This window comes from Chlamydia poikilotherma (assembly GCF_900239975.1).
Lineage (GTDB): Bacteria > Chlamydiota > Chlamydiia > Chlamydiales > Chlamydiaceae > Chlamydia > Chlamydia poikilotherma.
In genome coordinates this window covers 362170-380412 of the sequence record NZ_LS992154.1, presented here as the reverse complement: position 1 = coordinate 380412, position 18243 = coordinate 362170, and the positions used below count along the sequence as shown (strand labels likewise).

The window sequence follows — 18243 nt, the reverse complement described above, 5'->3', positions numbered from 1 at the left end:
TTTTTCATTCACAATAAAATTTCTGTATAAAAAAATTTTTTATTGTGAAACCTATGCGCTTCGCTTAAACTAGACGGCTTAAGTATATCGTTGATTATATTCAACTTAAGGCAAGCTTGTGTCTACTTCACCCACCAATAATCAAAGCACAAATCCCACTCCAGAAACACCAATTACTCACGTGAATCTTGGAAAATTGAAAATACGCCTTACGCGCATTTTTCAGACAATTACTGCATTAGCAATTGCATTAATTATCGGAGGCATTGTCTCCCTGTCTTTAGGTTCTTCATTAGCCATTGCCCTACCTCTACTTGTTATTGGCCTTGCCTTATTGATTCTTACCTGTTTCTTTTTAGGTTCGCGTTTAAGAAAAACCCCTCTACCGATACCAGCACCTTCTTCCCCTCCAATCAAACCAAAACCTACAGGAGTTACACCCGGAGGAACGCCTGCACCAACGACACCACCATCAAAATCTCCGGTTGTGACACCGCCTCCAACTCCTGTAGAAACTACACCTCCAGTAAGCCCTATTGTGCCGGTACCTGTTCCTGAAATTCAAATTCCGAGATTTTCAAACTTAAAACCACAATACATAGCTAATCTGTTAAAAAATCGCTTTGTGATTACTGGGACACATCCTGCAGGACGTATGAATAAAAATACGGAGTATGTGACTACACAGAGTAAAAATACTAATCTCAATGTATGTTTCTTAAAAGGTCATCCCTTGGATGACCCCTTCTTAAAGAAAACAAATTCTGCAATACTAATTCTGACAAATGCGGGTAGAGAAAAGCATCTACTATTAGGAAGATCTTTAGCTTTAAGTGCGCATATAGAGAAAGTTTGTTGGAATGATATTACAAAACCGGAGTCTACGAGCTTCCCTCCGGAATCGGTTATTGCTGGAGCTTGGGTAAATAAAACCACAGATATCCCACCCGCAAGTCACCTCATCTGTGTAAACCCTCCCAGCATTGTTCTTACACGTAATGTACAGCGCAGAGCGATTAACTTTGGGGATTTCAATTATGAAAGAGAATTCAGAGCTGCAGTAGGAATGTATCGAACGATATTCGGGATCTGTAAAGAAAACAACATCACCTCGATTCAACTTGAACTTCTAGGATTAAATAATATTGGACCAGATCAAGAAGAATACTCAGCTTGGCATTCAGAATGTTGTCTAGCTTTATTAGAGGCTATACGTTTAGAAGAAGAAACTGGGGGAAACTCTCTAACACATATTACTGTAAATAGTAGAGCAGAACTTCCTCTACTATCTATCTTACAAAAAGCTTACAACAATTAAAATTCTGCTAAGCTTTTGGCTCCTTGAAGAATTTTCTCCTTCTGGGGAAGAACTTCGTTTTCTAATACCTTTGAATAAGGAACAGGGGCATGTAATCCAGCAACACGACGAATAGGGGCGTCAAGATAAGAATATGCCTGTTCAGCTACAGTCGCAGCAAGTTCGCTACCGAACCCACAAAACTCTGAAGCTTCATGAGCAATAAGAAGTTTCCCTGTTTTCTTCACAGATTCTAAAACTGTGGCAAAATCACAAGGAACTATTGTTCGTAAGTCTATAACCTCTACAGAAATATCCAAAGCTGCTAATTCCTTGGCAACTTCCATACTCATAACCAATGACATTCCCCAAGAAACGATCGTTAGATCCGAACCTGGATGGGTAATTGCCGCTTTACCAAAAGGTAAAACATAATCCGAAGAAAACACCGGACAAGCACTAAAAATACGCCGTTGATATAACGCCTTATGTTCTAAAAAGACCACAGGGTTAGGATCACGAATAGCAGCTTTTAATAAAGCTTTTGCATCCGCAGCGTTAGATGGGTATGCAACTTTAATTCCCGGACAATGTGCTAGAAAAGCTTCTATACTTTGAGAATGGTAGGGACCACCTTGTATGTATCCTCCACAGGGAGCTCTAATAACCAAAGGGACTTCCCACTCTCCTACAGAACGATAGTAAATACTAGAGGCTTCGGAAAATAACTGGTTAATTCCTGGCCAGATATAATCAGCAAATTGAATTTCAGCAACAGGCTTATGAATACCATCCATAGCCATACCAATAGCAGTTCCTATAATTGTAGCTTCGGCTAATGGTGTATTAAAACAGCGTTCTATGCCAAATTTATCAGTAAGATTTCTTGTAACACCAAAAACTCCCCCCTTATCTCCAGCAACATCTTCACCGAAAACAACTACTCCTGAATCTCTATTCATTTCTTCAATTAAAGCTTCCGTAATTGCGTCACGCATTACTTTCGGTTGTGTATCACGTAAATGCTGAGCTTCTAAAGAGTCTTCATAATCAATCAGAGAAATCGTATGTGGAGAAAATACGTCATGACTTGTAGAACCTTTACTAGGGAAGGGCATCTCTTCAGCAAGTTCACAAGCACGAGCAACCTCTACCTCTGCCTCAGATTTTATTTCTAAAATCTCAGCAGATGAAATACCGCATTCTTCTATCATTTGTCGTTCTAAACGAATTAGAGGATCGTTACTTATGCAATGATCTAAATCTTCACGGCTACGATATTTCTCATGATTATCAGAGTTGCTATGCGGCTCTAAACGCATAACTTTGATAAGAATTAAAGCAGGAGTAGAAGCGTGTCTAGCTTTATCTACAGCTTTAGAAAATGTATCCACTAAACCGAAGTAATCACCACCATCCACTTCATATACTGAAAGACCGTGATAACTCTCCCCTAAACGAGCTAGGTCTGTGGAGCATTGATCTTTAAAAGGAACAGAAATCGCCCAGGCGTTATTCTGTACTACTGTAACCAACGGTAACTTATGTAGGGCAACATAATTTAACATCTCATGGAATTCGCCTTGAGATGTAGATCCGTCTCCCCCAGAAACATAGACTACTTCTTTAGATTTTGTATGTTTCGCAGCCCAAGCTCGTCCCGCAGCCTGAAGAAATTGTGTGCCGACAACACTGGACTGGCAACAAATACGCAATCTTTTGTGGGAATAGTGGTAGGGCATCATTCTACCAGAAGAGTGGTTGGGGGCTAATCTTGCAAGAAAAGAAGCAAAGATCTCGGAAAAATCACATCCCAAACCTATAGGGAATCCTTGATCTCTATAGTAAGGGAAAGACCAATCTTTGCCCGGGATGAGACTCTTTCCTGCGACAACTCCTGCAAGTTCATGACCAGCACAGGACAACTGGAAAGTTCCTCCGGAATCGCTTTGTCGAGAAAGAAGGAGCATTTTGTTTTCAGCAAATCTTAAGCTCCAGACTAATTTCAGAACTTCCTTAATAGAAGATCCTAGTTGATGCTGTATTGCTACCATATCTGCTCCTCGGATAGACTCACTCTATCTCTTATCTATACGGCGAAGTCAGAAAAAAAACCCTTTATTTTATCCAAGAAACTACGTTTCTTAGGGAAATTCTCTGCCTTTTCCGTAGTTGCGAACTTACGGAGTAATTCCTTTTGTTCTTCTGATAGATTTTGTGGAGTTTCTACAGAAACTCGAACGAGTAAATCCCCGCGTCCTCTACCATGAACATTAGGGAATCCTTGATTTTTGATCTTAAGAATCGTGCCACTTTGGATTCCTTCTGGAACTGTAAGGCGACACGTACCTTCTTTCAAGAGCGTAGGAATTTCTTTCTTCATTCCTAAAGCGGCGTCGACAAAACCAATAGGCAATTCTAAAATCAAGTCATCTCCGCGTCTCTCAAAAACAGGATGCGTTTCTACATCAATAAAAACGTAAAGATCTCCAGCAGGAGCACCGTTTTGTCCAGCATCTCCATAACCTTCCATTTTTAAACGCATTCCAGAATCAACTCCGGCAGGAATTTGCACATGAACATTTCGTTTGTCTTTAACTCTTCCTTGTCCTCGACAATTGGAACAGGGATCTGTAATTACGCGTCCCTCTCCACCGCACTCAGGGCATGTTGATGCCATAGAAAAAAAGCCACGACTTTGAACGATTTGTCCAGAACCTTTGCATCGATCACAGCATTTGATTCCCTCTTCACTAGCGGCACCACTACCAGAACAAGTTTCACAAGTTTTATATCCAGATACAAGGAGCTCTTTCTCTACACCGCGAGCAGCTTCTTCAAATGTTAGGGTGATATGGACTTTCTTACTAGCTCCTTGACGAGCTCCCGAAGGATCGCCGCGCATGCCAAAAGCTTCTCCAAGACCACCAAATAGACCTTCAAAAAAGCTTCCACCGCCACCAAACTCTCCACCGAAAGCTCCCATAAAGGTGCGCAAAGCATCTTCCATGTTGCCCATGCCACCTGAACCACCGAAACCACCAGCTCCGGCAAAAGGCCCGTCTTTCCCATAGCGATCATAAGACTCACGCTTTTGAGGATCACTCAAAACTTCATAGGCTTCTGAGACTTCTTTGAAACGTTTTTCTGCTTCGGCATCCCCTGGATTTTTGTCAGGATGATACTTAACGGCCAACTTACGATAAGATTTTTTTATTTCCTCAGGTGAGGCAGTTTTAGAAACACCTAAAACATCATAGTAATCCATAAATCAAACACCACTAGATAGGACATTTTTCTAACGACTGCGGTATTTAGCTGCGGCTTTAGATTTAGCTCGCTTCTTTACTGAAGGTTTATCATAAAACCTGTGTGCTTTAGCAGCCTTTAAGATCCCTTCTTTGTCAACTTTCTTTTTCAAAATTCTCAGAGCTCGATCTACAGGCTCACCAACTCTAACTTTAACACTGGGCATGCATTACCTTATTTCGCATATATAATCACTGTTAAGCCTAAAACAATACAGCTAGACGTCTCACTCTGCTATGTTAGAGGCGCCTCGATTGTAACATCAGATCTATTACCCTTCAAGAGTTAGTTGACGTGTAACGCACTGGAAAAGCAGCAAGATTGATTTTTTAATCCATTGTGCCTACTGATAAAATATTTTTAAGCTAAAAAAAACAGGAGCAGCTGCGGTAATCCGGAATTAGTTGCTGACTACACTCGAAAAGCATAAGTTGAGAAACTACATTTCTTCTAATATGGTCAATCGAGGGCGCAGTTTCTTCTACATGGATTCTATTTGAAAAGCTATCAATGAAAAGTTGTGGATTAGGAGAGATGACGTGATAACAATTATTTGCTAAACAATAATCGGAAGCTTCTCCATAAGGCAATAAAATTCCGGGACCAACCCCGTTCTTTTTATAAATAAACCCATCTTCCGATAGATCTGAGCTAAGAGTTAACACTCCACCCTTCTTTCCTAAAGGAAGCATCAAAGCCTTTCCCTTGTCCTTAGGGGTCAAATATCCTTCCAAGGAACTATAACCTATCATAGGCACCTTTCGAGATAAAGCCAATCCCTGAGCAAAAGACAACCCAATGCGTGTTGCAGAAAAATTCCCTGGACCAGCAGCAACCCCAATCCCCTGGAAGCATAAAGAACTGTTTTTAAAAATGAATTCTAGAACCAATCCTTGATCTGGACCAACGGGTAGATGCCAGTGTTTTAACACTTTCTGGTGATCTACATAAGCTAAAAATGGTTGATACCCGGAAGTATCAATAATAACGTATCTATGAAAATGCATAATTCAAATTAGAATCGAACAAGTAAACTATAGCAACTAAAAAACTTTTAATCAAAAAAATAATAAAATAAATAATAAAACAACTAATTCCGAAGATTTAGAAGAATTTAAACTCAATATACAAACACAATAAATCCAAAGTAGATTTATTATGTTTTAAAAAGTTAAGACTTTTCTTTAATCTAAAAATATTATTATTTTGATTGAACGATCGTTCACCCTCTTTATTGCAAAGAGAATTCGGACTACCTCTTCTAAACTAGAAAACTGACAACATTGTTCTTGAATTATCAGAAAATCTTTTACAGATTTCAGACAATCCAAATAGCTAGTAACAAGAGGGATCCCGATGATCTGAAAATTATTCTAAATTAAGATCTGATAAAAAAAAATGAGAAATTATTTAATCTGAAACATATAGGCAAAAATATTCGAGAATTGTTTTTTTAAAAATTAAGAAAAACGATTTGCGTTAAACCCTCATCTTTTTTAATTCTTATTCCTTAGCTCTGCTATTTCTCTAGTAGTTGTGTAGGTGCACTAATTTCGATGATTTTGTAATATATCGAAAAGAGGATCTTTATTGTTGAAACTGCTCCTATCAATAAGTTATCAGAGCAACTTAGATAAATGTATCCGATGATTTTAGTATAAGGACAATTGTGGACTCTACAATAAATAACGACTCTCAGATCTTGGATCCTAATCCTGAAGAAGTAGAAAAACTCTTAGATGAATCCGAGGAAGTCGAAGAAAAATCAGATGATCGTTCCTTACCTTCCGAATTATTTATCCTCCCACTAAATAAGCGTCCTTTTTTCCCGGGCATGGCAGCTCCGATTCTCATAGAATCCGGACCTTATTATGAAGTTTTAAAGCTTCTAGCAAAGTCTTCGCAAAAATATATAGGTTTAGTTCTTACCAAAAAAGAAGATGCTGATATTTTAAAAGTGGGTTTCAACCAACTCTATCGCGTAGGAGTGGCAGCACGCATCTTGCGTATTATGCCTATAGAAGGAGGCAGCGCGCAAATATTACTCAGTATAGAAGAACGTATCCGCATTGTAGAGCCTCTCAAAGATAAATACCTTAAGGCGCGAGTCTCCTATCACAAAGACAATAAAGAACTAACTGAAGAGCTAAAAGCATATTCTATTAGCATTGTTTCTGTAATTAAAGATCTTTTAAAGCTCAATCCCCTATTTAAAGAAGAACTCCAAATCTTTCTTGGGCACTCGGATTTTACTGAACCAGGAAAGCTCGCTGATTTTTCTGTAGCACTAACAACAGCGACTAGGGAAGAGCTTCAAGAAGTTCTTGAAACAACGAATATGCACGATCGCATTGATAAAGCTTTGATCCTCCTTAAAAAAGAGCTAGATCTTAGCCGTCTACAAAGTAGTATCAATCAAAAAATCGAAGCAACAATCACCAAAAGTCAAAAAGAATTCTTTTTAAAAGAACAGCTGAAAACGATCAAAAAGGAGCTAGGCCTAGAAAAAGAAGACCGAGCCATTGATTTAGAAAAATTCATGGACCGGTTAAAAAAACGTCAGGTTCCTGATTATGCCATGGAAGTTATTCAAGATGAGATGGAAAAACTTCAAACCTTGGAAACATCATCAGCAGAATATACTGTATGCCGTAACTACCTAGACTGGCTAACTATCATTCCTTGGGGAATTCAGAGCAAAGAATACCATGATCTCAAAAAAGCTGAAATGATTCTTAATAAAGACCACTATGGTTTAGAAGATATCAAACAACGCATCCTAGAATTGATTAGCGTAGGAAAATTATCGAAAGGTCTTAAAGGAAGCATTATTTGCCTAGTAGGTCCTCCAGGAGTAGGTAAAACAAGTATTGGTCGTAGTATAGCAAAAGTTTTACATCGCAAATTTTTCCGCTTTTCAGTAGGCGGAATGCGTGATGAGGCTGAAATCAAAGGACACCGGCGCACCTATATCGGTGCCATGCCAGGAAAAATGGTCCAAGCATTAAAACAAAGTCAAGCTATGAATCCCGTCATTATGATTGACGAGGTTGATAAGATTGGTGCGAGTTATCATGGCGATCCTGCATCAGCTTTATTAGAAGTTTTAGATCCGGAACAAAATAAAGACTTCCTAGATCATTACCTAGACGTACGAGTAGATCTATCCAATGTTCTATTTATTCTAACAGCAAACGTATTGGATACTATTCCCGATCCGCTTTTAGATCGTATGGAAATCCTTCGTCTTTCGGGTTATATTCTTGAGGAAAAGCTTCAGATAGCAACAAAATATCTTGTTCCGCGAGCACGTAAAGAAATGGGACTAACAGCTCGTGAGATTGCATTCCAATCCGAAGCTTTAAAGCACATGATTAATAACTATGCTAGAGAAGCTGGTGTGCGCACATTAAATGGAAATATTAAAAAAGTCCTAAGGAAAGTCGCTCTTAAAATAGTTAAAAATCAGGAAAAAACGCATCCAAAACATATACAATATAAAATTAATGTAAGTAACCTTCAGGATTATTTAGGCAAGCCCATCTTCTCTAGCGATCGTTTTTATGATAATACACCCGTCGGTGTCGCCACTGGGTTAGCTTGGACATCTCTAGGAGGAGCTACTTTATATATTGAAAGTGTTCAAGTCCCTTCAATGAAAACTGATATGCATCTTACAGGACAAGCCGGAGATGTTATGAAAGAATCCTCTCAGATTGCTTGGACATATCTGCATAGCGCATTAGAACGCTATGCTCCTGGTTATAGCTTTTTCTCTAAATCTCAGGTACATATTCATATTCCTGAGGGGGCAACACCTAAAGATGGTCCTTCAGCAGGTGTAACGATGGTGACTTCTTTGTTATCTTTACTTTTGGACAAACCTATTTTAGAAAACTTAGGTATGACAGGTGAAATCACATTAACAGGTCGTGTATTAGGAGTGGGAGGAATTCGCGAGAAACTCATAGCTGCACGTCGATCACGGTTAAATGTCTTAATCTTCCCTGAAGATAACCGTCGTGATTATGAAGAACTTCCTGCCTATTTAAAAAAAGGTCTGAAGATTCATTTTGTTGCACATTATGACGATGTTTTCAAAGTTGCTTTTCCAGACATTAATTAACTCTTATGACATAGTTTAGAGCCGTTTCCTTTATAAACTAACGGCTCTAAACTCTTTCTAGAAAAAAAACTGTATATTTACAAACGTTCCCGAAATTTCTAAACTGCACATTCTTAAAATAAACCCATGAAGTAGACTTTCATGACTTTTCCTCGATTCACTCCCAATGTTGCTGTCCAAAACAACCACACCAACCACACTATAACAACAGATACGGCAAAAAAAGTAGAAGGTAAGAAAGGCAGCAACCCTATTGCTTTAATTTGCATGGTCATCTTAGCTTTGCTAACAGCAGTTATGATGGGAGGTTTTCTAGCTACTCCATTTCTTCTCGAAGGAATTTACATTGGTATTACCGCCTTAGCCTCGCTTCTTGTAGGTATGGCCCTATTCCCCATAATCATGAGCTGTTTATCAAAACCTCCCGTTTCTGTACGCCCTAGAGATTTAGATTTGTCCAAATTAGATACACGACACAACCGTCTACTTCATGAAATCATCAAAGATGATGAGAAAAAATATGTCCAAGAACAAGAAGGAAAAGTCCGAAGAAGACAACGAAAAACTGTAAGAGCTCGTCCTCAACAGACACAAGTGCAAGATACATCTTCTGATGAAGCACCTCAACCACGAAGAAAAAATTCAACAGTTTTAAATCTAATTCGACCCAAAAGCTCCTCTCCTAGCGCATCTTCTAATCTATCTTCTTCTGATTCTTCCCAACCCAAAACACATCCTAGTACTGTAACGAAACCTTATTTACCCTCGAAGTATAGCTGATCACTTCAACTGTGTGGATTAAATTAAAAATAAAATTCATAATATCCAGAGGTAAGTTCTAGTAGAGTATTTTTACTGGATTAGTTTATTCTATTTTTTCCCCGGAAACTTTCTCCTAAATTTATGAGCTGTAGAGAATTAATTATTTTAGGTTGCTCTAGTCAACAACCTACGCGAACGCGTAATCAAGGAGCCTATCTATTTCGTTGGAATAACGAAGGTTTGCTTTTTGATCCAGGCGAGGGAACACAAAGACAATTCATTTTTGCTAATATTGCTCCTACTGTAGTCTCCAGAATCTTTATCAGCCATTTCCACGGGGATCACTGTTTAGGTTTGGGTTCCATGCTTATGAGATTGAACTTAGATAAAGTTACCCATCCTATACACTGCTACTACCCAGCTTCAGGGAAAAAATACTTCGATCGATTACGTTATGGCACTATCTATCATGAGATCATAAATGTTGTAGAGCACCCTATAGATAAAGAAGGGATTGTTGAAGATTTTGGGAATTTTCGTATTGAAGCGCGTAAACTCGATCACCTTGTAGACACATTGGGATGGAGAATCACAGAACCTGATACGATAAAATTTATTCCAGAAAAAATCAAAACTTCAGGATTACGCGGACCTATTATGCAAGACCTCATTCGCAATGATCAAGTAACCGTAAATGGAAATACTATATATCTTAAAGATGTAAGCTATGTCAGAAAAGGCGATAGCATTGCTGTTATTGCCGATACTCTCCCCTGCCAATCTGTTGTAGATTTAGCCAAAGATGCAAGAATTATGTTATGTGAAAGCACATATCTTGAAGAACATCGTCATTTAGCAGAAAGTCATTACCATATGACAGCAAAACAAGCTGCCACACAAGCTTTGACTGCTGGAGCGCAACAACTTGTACTCACACACTTTTCTGCACGTTATTTAAATTCTAAAGAATTCGAACTAGAAGCTCGGAAAATTTTCCCTAATGTCGCTGCTGCTGAAGAATTCCGTAGTTATCCCTTTCCTAAAAACCCCTCTTCTAAATAAATCTCAGTAAGGAGATACTTTAGAAAAGTACTTAGGAAAACTATGATTTCAGCTTTTTATGCTTTTCTTGATTATCTAAAAAACATAAAAACAGCATCTCCTCATACTTTAAGAAACTATTGTATAGATCTAAACAACTTCAAAAATTTCTTAGAAAGACGGAATAAACTCTATCCGTCTGTACCTATTTGCTTACTTGCTCAAGAAAGAAAAGTTGCTGAGCTCTCTTTCTCTTTATTTACAAAAGATCTAATACGTCTCTATATTTTAGAATTGATGCAAGAAAATAAATCAAAACGCACGATAAAACGTCGCCTCTCAACAATTAAAAGTTTCTCACAATATTGTATAAAACACCGCATCATCCTTGAGGATCCTACAGAAACAATTCACGGGCCCAGGCTCCCTAAAGAATTACCCTCACCCATTACTTATGAACAAGTGGAAATTCTTATGGCAATCCCTGACCTATCGAAATATACTGGGTTTCGTGATCGTTGCCTATTGGAACTATTTTATAGCTCAGGATTACGTATTAGTGAAATCGTAGCTATCAATCACTGGGATATCGATTTTAATTCTAATCTTATCCGCATCCAAGGAAAAGGAAAAAAAGAACGTCTTGTCCCTATTACTCCTCATGCAGCCCAATGGTTACAACAATACTTAAATCACCCCAAAAGAGCTACTATAGAGCAAGATGCTCAAGCAATTTTTTTAAATCGTTTTGGGAAAAGATTAACCACTCGTTCTATTGATAGAAAGTTTCAAAAATATCTTCTTCAATCAGGCTTGTCAGCGAATATCACACCTCATACAATCCGTCATACGATTGCCACACATTGGCTAGAGAACGGTATGGACTTAAAAACGATTCAAGCACTTCTTGGACACAGTTCTTTAGAAACTACAACTATCTATACTCATGTATCTATGAAGCTTAAAAAGCAAACTCATGATGAGTCTCACCCCCATAGTTAAACCTTAGGCAAACCTCTTGTGCTCTAAGATCCTCTTTGTTATGCTAGATGCTATGAGCATTGTACTTGACAAAATCGGCAAAACTTTAGGCACACGGGTATTGTTCGACGACGTTTCTGTCGTCTTCAATCCTGGAAATCGCTACGGATTAACGGGACCTAACGGCGCGGGAAAATCTACATTATTAAAGATAATCACAGGCTTCGTAGAGCCTACGCGTGGGTCAATTTCTTTACCTAAAAAAATTGGCATCTTACGTCAAAATATTGATAGCTTTGGAGACATTTCTGTCATAGATTGTGTGATTATGGGCAATGCTCGTCTATGGGATGCTCTGCAAAAAAGAGATGCTCTATACTTAGAAGAATTCACTGATGCCATTGGTATCAAACTTGGCGAAATGGAAGAAATCATCGGTGAAGAAAATGGTTACCGAGCAGAATCTGAAGCCGAAGAACTTCTCACAGGCATTGGTATTCCTGAAGAATTATTCAATAATAAAATGTCGACGATTCCTATAGATTTGCAGTTTCGTGTGCTTTTATGTCAGTCTTTGTTCGGACATCCAGAAGCCCTACTTCTTGACGAACCTACGAACCATTTAGATATTTATTCGATTAACTGGCTAGGAAATTTTTTAAAAGATTACGACGGCACTGTAATTGTTGTTAGCCACGACAGGCACTTCTTAAACACTATCACCACTCACATTGCTGATATTGATTACGACACTGTCATCATCTATCCAGGCAATTACGATGCCATGGTAGAAATGAAAACAGCTTCTAGAGATCAAGAGAAAGCCGACATTAAATCTAAAGAGAAAAAAATTGCTCAGCTTAAAGATTTTGTCGCTAAATTTGGGGCAGGCTCTCGAGCAAGTCAAGTGCAATCTCGCTTAAGAGAAATTAAAAAGCTACAACCTCAAGAATTAAAAAAATCTAATATTCAGCGTCCTTACATACGCTTTCCCCTATCAGAAAAAGCTTCTGGCAAAGTGGTCTTTTCTATAGAAGGTATCACCAAAAGTTATAATGATGAGGATCCCATATTTCAGCCTTTTTCTTTAGAGATCTATCAAGGAGATAAACTAGGGATTATTGGAAACAATGGTCTTGGGAAAACTACATTAATGAAACTTTTAGCTGCTGTAGAGGCTCCTAATCAAGGATCTATAAAAATTGGTCATCAAGTTGCTTATTCTTATTTTCCCCAAAATCACTCTGATGTTTTAAAAAATTGCGGGGATGAAACATTGTTTGAATGGTTACGCAATCGCAAAACAGGTATTAACGATCAAGAAATCCGTAGTGTTTTAGGAAAAATGTTGTTTGGTGGAGATGATGCCTTTAAACAAATTAAGGCATTGTCCGGAGGAGAAACCGCACGCTTGCTTATGGCAGGGATGATGTTGGAAAATCACAATGTACTTATTCTTGATGAAGCAAACAATCACTTAGACCTAGAATCTGTTTCTGCATTAGCCTGGGCCATTAATGATTATAAAGGGACATCCATATTTGTTTCTCATGATAGAACTTTAATCGAAGAGTGTGCAACAAAACTCCTTATCTTCGATAAAGGTAAGATCAATTTCTTTGATGGAACTATGGCAGACTACACAAGCAGCAGCAAGCTAGCCTAAGCTATATAATAGTCAAGAACATATTTTATTGAGGGCATATGGAACCACAATTGATCTTAGGCTCTTCTTCTCCACGAAGAAAATCAATTCTACAATATTTTCGTATTCCCTTTACTTGCATCTCATCAAAATTCGAAGAACATGCAGTTCCCTATCAAGGTGATCCCATTGCATATTCACGAGAATTAGCGATAGGGAAAGCTGAATCTATAGTCAAAGACCACCACCCCGAAGGTTTGATCCTTACTGCCGATACTGTTGTCGTCTATAAAGGAAAAATTTTTAATAAGCCGAGCTCGCATGATGAAGCTATTGAGATGTTAAAAACATTAAGTGGTCAAACACATTCCGTAATTACTAGTATTGCTCTTCTCAAGGATCAGAAATTAGCAACTGGAGAAGAAACAACACAGGTGACATTTACTGAGCTCCCTGAAAAATACTTAGGAAGGTATGTTGAAGCATTTTCTACTTTGGATAAATGTGGAAGCTATAGCATTCAAGAAGGCGGGGGATTAGTTATTGATAATATCCAGGGCTGCTCATATAACGTCCAGGGTCTTCCTATTAAAACATTGAAACATCTCTTGTTGGAGTTCGACGTTAATTTATGGGACTATCTCGTTTAATCGCATCCCTAGGACTACTATTAGGTTTTCCCAGTTTAGTCTTTGGTAACTTTCCTGATCCCATAAGCCATAAAATCCTTTACACTAGCCAAAAATCGGTAGAACAAGCTCTTGTTGCTTATTTAGAAGCTTTAGATGCTCATGGGGAACACGACTTTCCTTTATTAAGAAAAATCTCTGAGAGCTGCTTGATACAAGGACTACGCTCAGAAGACCCCTATATAAGAAAAAGTACAATTATAGGTGCAGGTATTGTAGGTTCTTCAGAATCTTTGGAAATCCTCTCACAAGCTATGGAAACAGAAGATCCCCTGCAGCAATTACTAGTATTATCTGCTTTATCTTCGCACCTAGGAAAAACATCGGACGAGCTTTTATTCAAAGCTCTTGCCTCTGCCTATCCTGTGATTCGTTTAGAAGCAGCCTATCGCTTGGCAGGATTAAAAAATATTAAAGTTATTGATTACCTCCATTCTTTTATTTATAAACTCCCAGAAGAAATCCAATGTCTTTCTGCTGCTATCTTCCTAAGATTGGAAACTGAAGAATCGGACACCTATGTACGTCAGTTGCTCTCATCAACAAAAAGTACAACAAGAAATTACGCAGCCCTACTCATTGGAGAGTATCAACAAAAACGGTTTCTACCTACATTGCGCCATTTATTAACAAGCGCTTCTCCCTTGGATCGCGAAGCTGCTGTTTATGCTTTAGGCATGTTAAAAGATGGTCAAAGCTACAATGCTATAAAAAAACTCTCGGAAAGAAATGATCCCGATTTATCTTTGGCTGCTGCTCAAGCATTAATTGCTATTGGCAAAGAAGAAGATGCTCTTCCTATTTTTGAAAAACAGGTGCGAGAAGAACGCTCGAATGCTCTCTACACAGCACGATTATTATCAAAAGAAGTGGGAGTTTCTCTACTGCTTCCTGTATTTTTAAATACTAAAAACAGCGAAGCAAAGTTAAATGCAGGCTTGGCGTTAATACATTTAGGATGCGATCATCCTAATCTTCTTAACTACATTACAGAATGGTTAATACAGCCGCACTATAGCCAAGCACTCATCCCAGCATTTTCTAAAGGACGCGCTACACAAGCATGGAAATGTCGAGGAATTATCCTTCCTCAAAATCCTACGGAACGCGCTAAAGCTTTATCAGCAATTCAAAGTTCTGAAGAACAAATTCTTATGTCTCTATTGCAACTTCCCAAAGAAGCGTATCTTCCCTATATAGAAAAGATCCTGTTAAGTCAAAAAACTATCCTCGCTTCTAAGGCAATAACTTTTCTAGCACATTCTTCACATCAACAAGCTTTAGAAATTCTTTCACGGGCCTCTCAGCTCCCTGGAGAACCCGTAATTCGTGCTTATGCTGATTTAGCTTTGTATAATCTTACTAAAGATCCTGAGAAAAAATTATCCTTACATCGTTATGCTCAAGATCTCATTCAAGAAACTTTATTGTTTATCGATACGGAAGATAAACAACCACATCCTGATTCTCCCTATCTTCGTTATCAAATCGCTCCAGAAACACGAGCTAAGCTTATGTTAGATATCCTTGAAACTCTGGTAGCCTCAAAAACTCATGAAGATATCCGCTTACTCATCCAGCTTATGACACAAACGAAAGCAAAAAATAGTCATATTCTAGCTGGGCTGTTGATGAAAATCATAGAATAATGAGAGATGTATGAAGCGTTGTTTCCCCTACCTCCTTGTATCCTCCCTCCTGGTATTTTCATCTTCAGTAGACGCATTAACACATAAAGAAGCCGCAAAGAAAAAAGTCTCTTATCTTAGCCATTTTAAAGGGTTATCAGGAACTTTAGATATCGAAGATGGTGTACTTAATATTCATAACAATCTTCGCATACAGGCAAATCGTGCTTATGTAGATAATGTTCCTGACCGTGGGATGAAATTAATTGCTCATGGCAATGTGATGGTTAATTATCGAGGAAAAACATTAGTTTGTGATTACCTAGAATATTACGAAGATACCGATTCATGTCTTTTGACAAACGGTAGATTTGCTATGTATCCATGGTTTTTAGGTGGGTCTATGATGACATTGACCCCCGAAACTTTGATTATCCATAAGGGATATATATCCACATCCGAGGGCCCTAGAAAACATATTTGCCTTTCTGGAGATTATCTAGAATACTCTTCTGACAATGTGCTCTCTATAGGAAAAACAACATTTAGCATCTGTAATATTCCTATACTCTTTCTTCCGCAATTTTCTATTATGCCTATGGAAATCCCTAAACCTCCAATTAATTTCCGTGGAGGTACAGGAGGTTTCTTAGGGTCGTATCTAGGGGTTAGCTATTCACCGATTTCCAAAAGGCATTTCCAGTCTACATTTTTCCTAGATAGCTTTTTCAAGCACGGCATTGGCATCGGTTATAACATGCATTTTTCTCAAAAAGACAATCCTGAAAATGTCTTTAATGTGAAAAGTTACTACGCCCATCGCCTAGCGATTGATATGGCAGAACCTCGGGATCGCTATCGCTTTAATGGGAACTTTTCTCTATCGCGAAAACAAGCAAAATTATCAGGAGAATATCATGTTAGTGATAGTTGGGAAACTGTCGCAGATATTTTTCCGAATAATTTCTCGTTAAAAAACACCGGTCCTACACAAGTTAGTCTTACCTGGCGAGATACATTATTTGACGGTAGCTTATCTTCTTCTGTGAAAGTTAATCCTTTCCAGAATGTCAATCAAGAGCTTCCCTATTTATCTTTGAAACAGCATCCTGTGAATATTAAAAACACGGGAATCTTTATTGAGAACCTGTTCGAATGTGGGTATTTAAACTTTGCCTTTAGCAATAATATTCCAGGATCTAACTTTTCTTCATTACGAGCTTCGGCATCTCCTAAAATCTACCGTACAATTCCTTTGCTTATAGGAACGCTAACACCGACAGTCTCCGCATCTGCAATTTACTATAGTAATGTTCCAAAAACTTCTTTAAGGCATACTCAAGCTTCTGCACAAGTAAATTTAGACTATCGTTTCTCAGCATATAAAAATTACCTTCATACAAAACACATTGTAGAACCCTTTATTTCCTTTACCTCGGCAACACATCCTTTAGCAAAAAATCATGAACACTATATCTTTTCTATAAATGATGCCTTTTCCTCTCTACATTTATGTAAAGTTGGCGTAGAGTCTTTCATATTAAATAGGGTTTCCCCTAGTGCTCCCCGGGCATCGGCAAAACTCTGGACAACGCAAATCTTTAAAAATACATTTGCTAGATCAACATTTCCAAAAACAGCGTGTACGATTTCTCTACCTTTAGATCGTAAAAATACTTTATCTCTAGATGCTGAATGGATATGGAAAAAACATTGCTGGGATCACATGAATCTCCTTTGGCAATGGGTAGGAAGTGATAATATAGGTTTAACCCTAGAGTTCCTTCATAGAAGTAAATATAGCCTTCTTAAATGTGACAGGGAAAACTATATCTTAGATGTTAGCCGCTCTCCTGAAGAGCTTTTTAATTCTCCTCTATCTGATCGTAGGAATCTCATTTTAGGAAAGGTTTTTGTTCGTCCTCATCCCTGTTGGAATTACCATTTAACATTAAGATATGGCTGGCATAGGACAAGTACACCAAGTTATCTTGAATACCAGATGATTTTAGGAACAAAAGTCTTTGAACATTGGCAGCTATATTCCGTATATGAAAAACGAGAAGCGGATAACCGCTTCTTCTTCTATCTAAAACTAGATAAACCTAAACGCCCGTTTAATAAATAATACTGGATAAGAAAGATAAGGATCCTAGTTAAGATTTAAAGAAATCCTTGGAATAATAAATATAACTCTCAGTTAAGAAGCTCGATCGTCTTCTTTTAAATTAGCATTATAACGACGTCGTATTTTTTCTAATGCCGCCTTAAATTTCTTAGGATCTTTAGGTTCTTCCATCTTATCAATGTATAAAACACCGTGAAGGTGATCGTTTTCATGCATGATGATACGTGCAGGAAACCCTTCTAAATTCTCTGTAAATTCTTGACCATCAAGATTAATAGCCGTTATGGTGACACTTTGAGGACGATAAACATCCCCACGCAAACCAGGGATAGATAAACAACCTTCTCTACCGATAACAAGATCTTCAGCAATATTAGAAAGAACAGGATTAATATATACCCTAGGGAAATCACAGAAGATCAAATCTCCGTCCTCTGTTTCCCCCTCAACGCACATAACAAAAAGGCTTACACTTTCCCCTACTTGAGGAGCAGCTAGGCCTACACCTTTATGAGCTACCATAGTTTCATACATATCCTGAACTAACTGACGAATCTCAGCAGTAATTTCGGGAATTATATCAGCCTTTCTACGCAATATATGGCTGCCATAGTATTCTAATTCTCTAATCATTATT

At 38.2% G+C, this 18243-nt stretch carries 14 protein-coding genes; 9 read left to right on the top strand and 5 right to left on the bottom strand.

Annotated elements, in window-relative coordinates; all coding sequences use genetic code 11:
* Positions 1-118 precede the first annotated feature (118 nt).
* Positions 119-1318 carry a macro domain-containing protein gene (locus C10C_RS01685; protein ID WP_117274129.1) on the top strand — a complete coding sequence of 400 codons (1200 nt, stop codon included), beginning with the start codon at positions 119-121 and terminating at the stop codon, positions 1316-1318.
* Here the strand turns inward: C10C_RS01685 and C10C_RS01680 are convergent.
* The 4 genes from C10C_RS01680 to C10C_RS01665 form a co-directional block, all read right to left on the bottom strand.
* Positions 1315-3351 (bottom strand): alpha-ketoacid dehydrogenase subunit alpha/beta, encoded by a 2037-nt coding sequence (locus C10C_RS01680; protein ID WP_117274126.1) that lies wholly within the window; start codon positions 3349-3351, stop codon positions 1315-1317. The genes C10C_RS01685 and C10C_RS01680 overlap by 4 nt on opposite strands.
* Before the next feature lie 35 nt (positions 3352-3386).
* Positions 3387-4565: a molecular chaperone DnaJ gene (gene dnaJ, locus C10C_RS01675; RefSeq protein ID WP_117274124.1), complete on the bottom strand. Its 1179-nt coding sequence runs from the start codon at positions 4563-4565 to the stop codon at positions 3387-3389.
* A 30-nt stretch (positions 4566-4595) separates the two neighbouring features.
* The gene (gene rpsU / locus C10C_RS01670; RefSeq protein ID WP_006343002.1) at positions 4596-4772 is read right to left on the bottom strand and encodes a 30S ribosomal protein S21; all 177 of its coding nucleotides are present in this window, start codon (positions 4770-4772) and stop codon (positions 4596-4598) included.
* 199 nt (positions 4773-4971) lie between these two features.
* Positions 4972-5613 carry a tRNA threonylcarbamoyladenosine biosynthesis protein TsaB gene (locus tag C10C_RS01665; RefSeq protein WP_117274122.1) on the bottom strand — a complete coding sequence of 214 codons (642 nt, stop codon included), beginning with the start codon at positions 5611-5613 and terminating at the stop codon, positions 4972-4974.
* Between the two features lie 662 nt (positions 5614-6275).
* On the opposite strand from C10C_RS01665, the gene lon reads away from it, so the two are divergent.
* From lon to C10C_RS01625, 8 genes are all read left to right on the top strand, one after another.
* Positions 6276-8732 carry an endopeptidase La gene (gene lon / locus C10C_RS01660; protein ID WP_117274120.1) on the top strand — a complete coding sequence of 819 codons (2457 nt, stop codon included), beginning with the start codon at positions 6276-6278 and terminating at the stop codon, positions 8730-8732.
* Positions 8733-8873: 141 nt separating this feature from the next.
* On the top strand, positions 8874-9512 hold the full coding sequence (locus C10C_RS01655; protein ID WP_117274118.1) for a hypothetical protein: 639 nt from the start codon (positions 8874-8876) through the stop codon (positions 9510-9512).
* A 123-nt stretch (positions 9513-9635) separates the two neighbouring features.
* Complete coding sequence (locus C10C_RS01650; RefSeq protein WP_117274115.1) at positions 9636-10556, top strand: ribonuclease Z; 921 nt, start codon at positions 9636-9638, stop codon at positions 10554-10556.
* Between the two features lie 42 nt (positions 10557-10598).
* Positions 10599-11537 (top strand): tyrosine recombinase XerC, encoded by a 939-nt coding sequence (locus C10C_RS01645; RefSeq protein WP_117274113.1) that lies wholly within the window; start codon positions 10599-10601, stop codon positions 11535-11537.
* 52 nt (positions 11538-11589) lie between these two features.
* Positions 11590-13182, top strand: coding sequence for an ABC-F family ATP-binding cassette domain-containing protein (locus C10C_RS01640; RefSeq protein ID WP_117274759.1), 1593 nt, complete (start codon positions 11590-11592; stop codon positions 13180-13182).
* 38 nt (positions 13183-13220) lie between these two features.
* Positions 13221-13811, top strand: a complete 591-nt coding sequence (locus C10C_RS01635; RefSeq protein WP_117274110.1) for a Maf-like protein — start codon at positions 13221-13223, stop codon at positions 13809-13811.
* Positions 13793-15499 (top strand): HEAT repeat domain-containing protein, encoded by a 1707-nt coding sequence (locus C10C_RS01630; RefSeq protein ID WP_117274107.1) that lies wholly within the window; start codon positions 13793-13795, stop codon positions 15497-15499. Before C10C_RS01635 ends, C10C_RS01630 begins: the two co-directional genes overlap by 19 nt.
* A gap of 10 nt (positions 15500-15509) precedes the next feature.
* Positions 15510-17606 carry a CT351 family outer membrane beta-barrel protein gene (locus C10C_RS01625; RefSeq protein WP_117274105.1) on the top strand — a complete coding sequence of 699 codons (2097 nt, stop codon included), beginning with the start codon at positions 15510-15512 and terminating at the stop codon, positions 17604-17606.
* A 72-nt stretch (positions 17607-17678) separates the two neighbouring features.
* Here C10C_RS01625 and def read toward each other — a convergent pair whose 3' ends face one another.
* The gene (def, locus tag C10C_RS01620; protein WP_117274102.1) at positions 17679-18239 is read right to left on the bottom strand and encodes a peptide deformylase; all 561 of its coding nucleotides are present in this window, start codon (positions 18237-18239) and stop codon (positions 17679-17681) included.
* Positions 18240-18243: the final 4 nt, after the last annotated feature.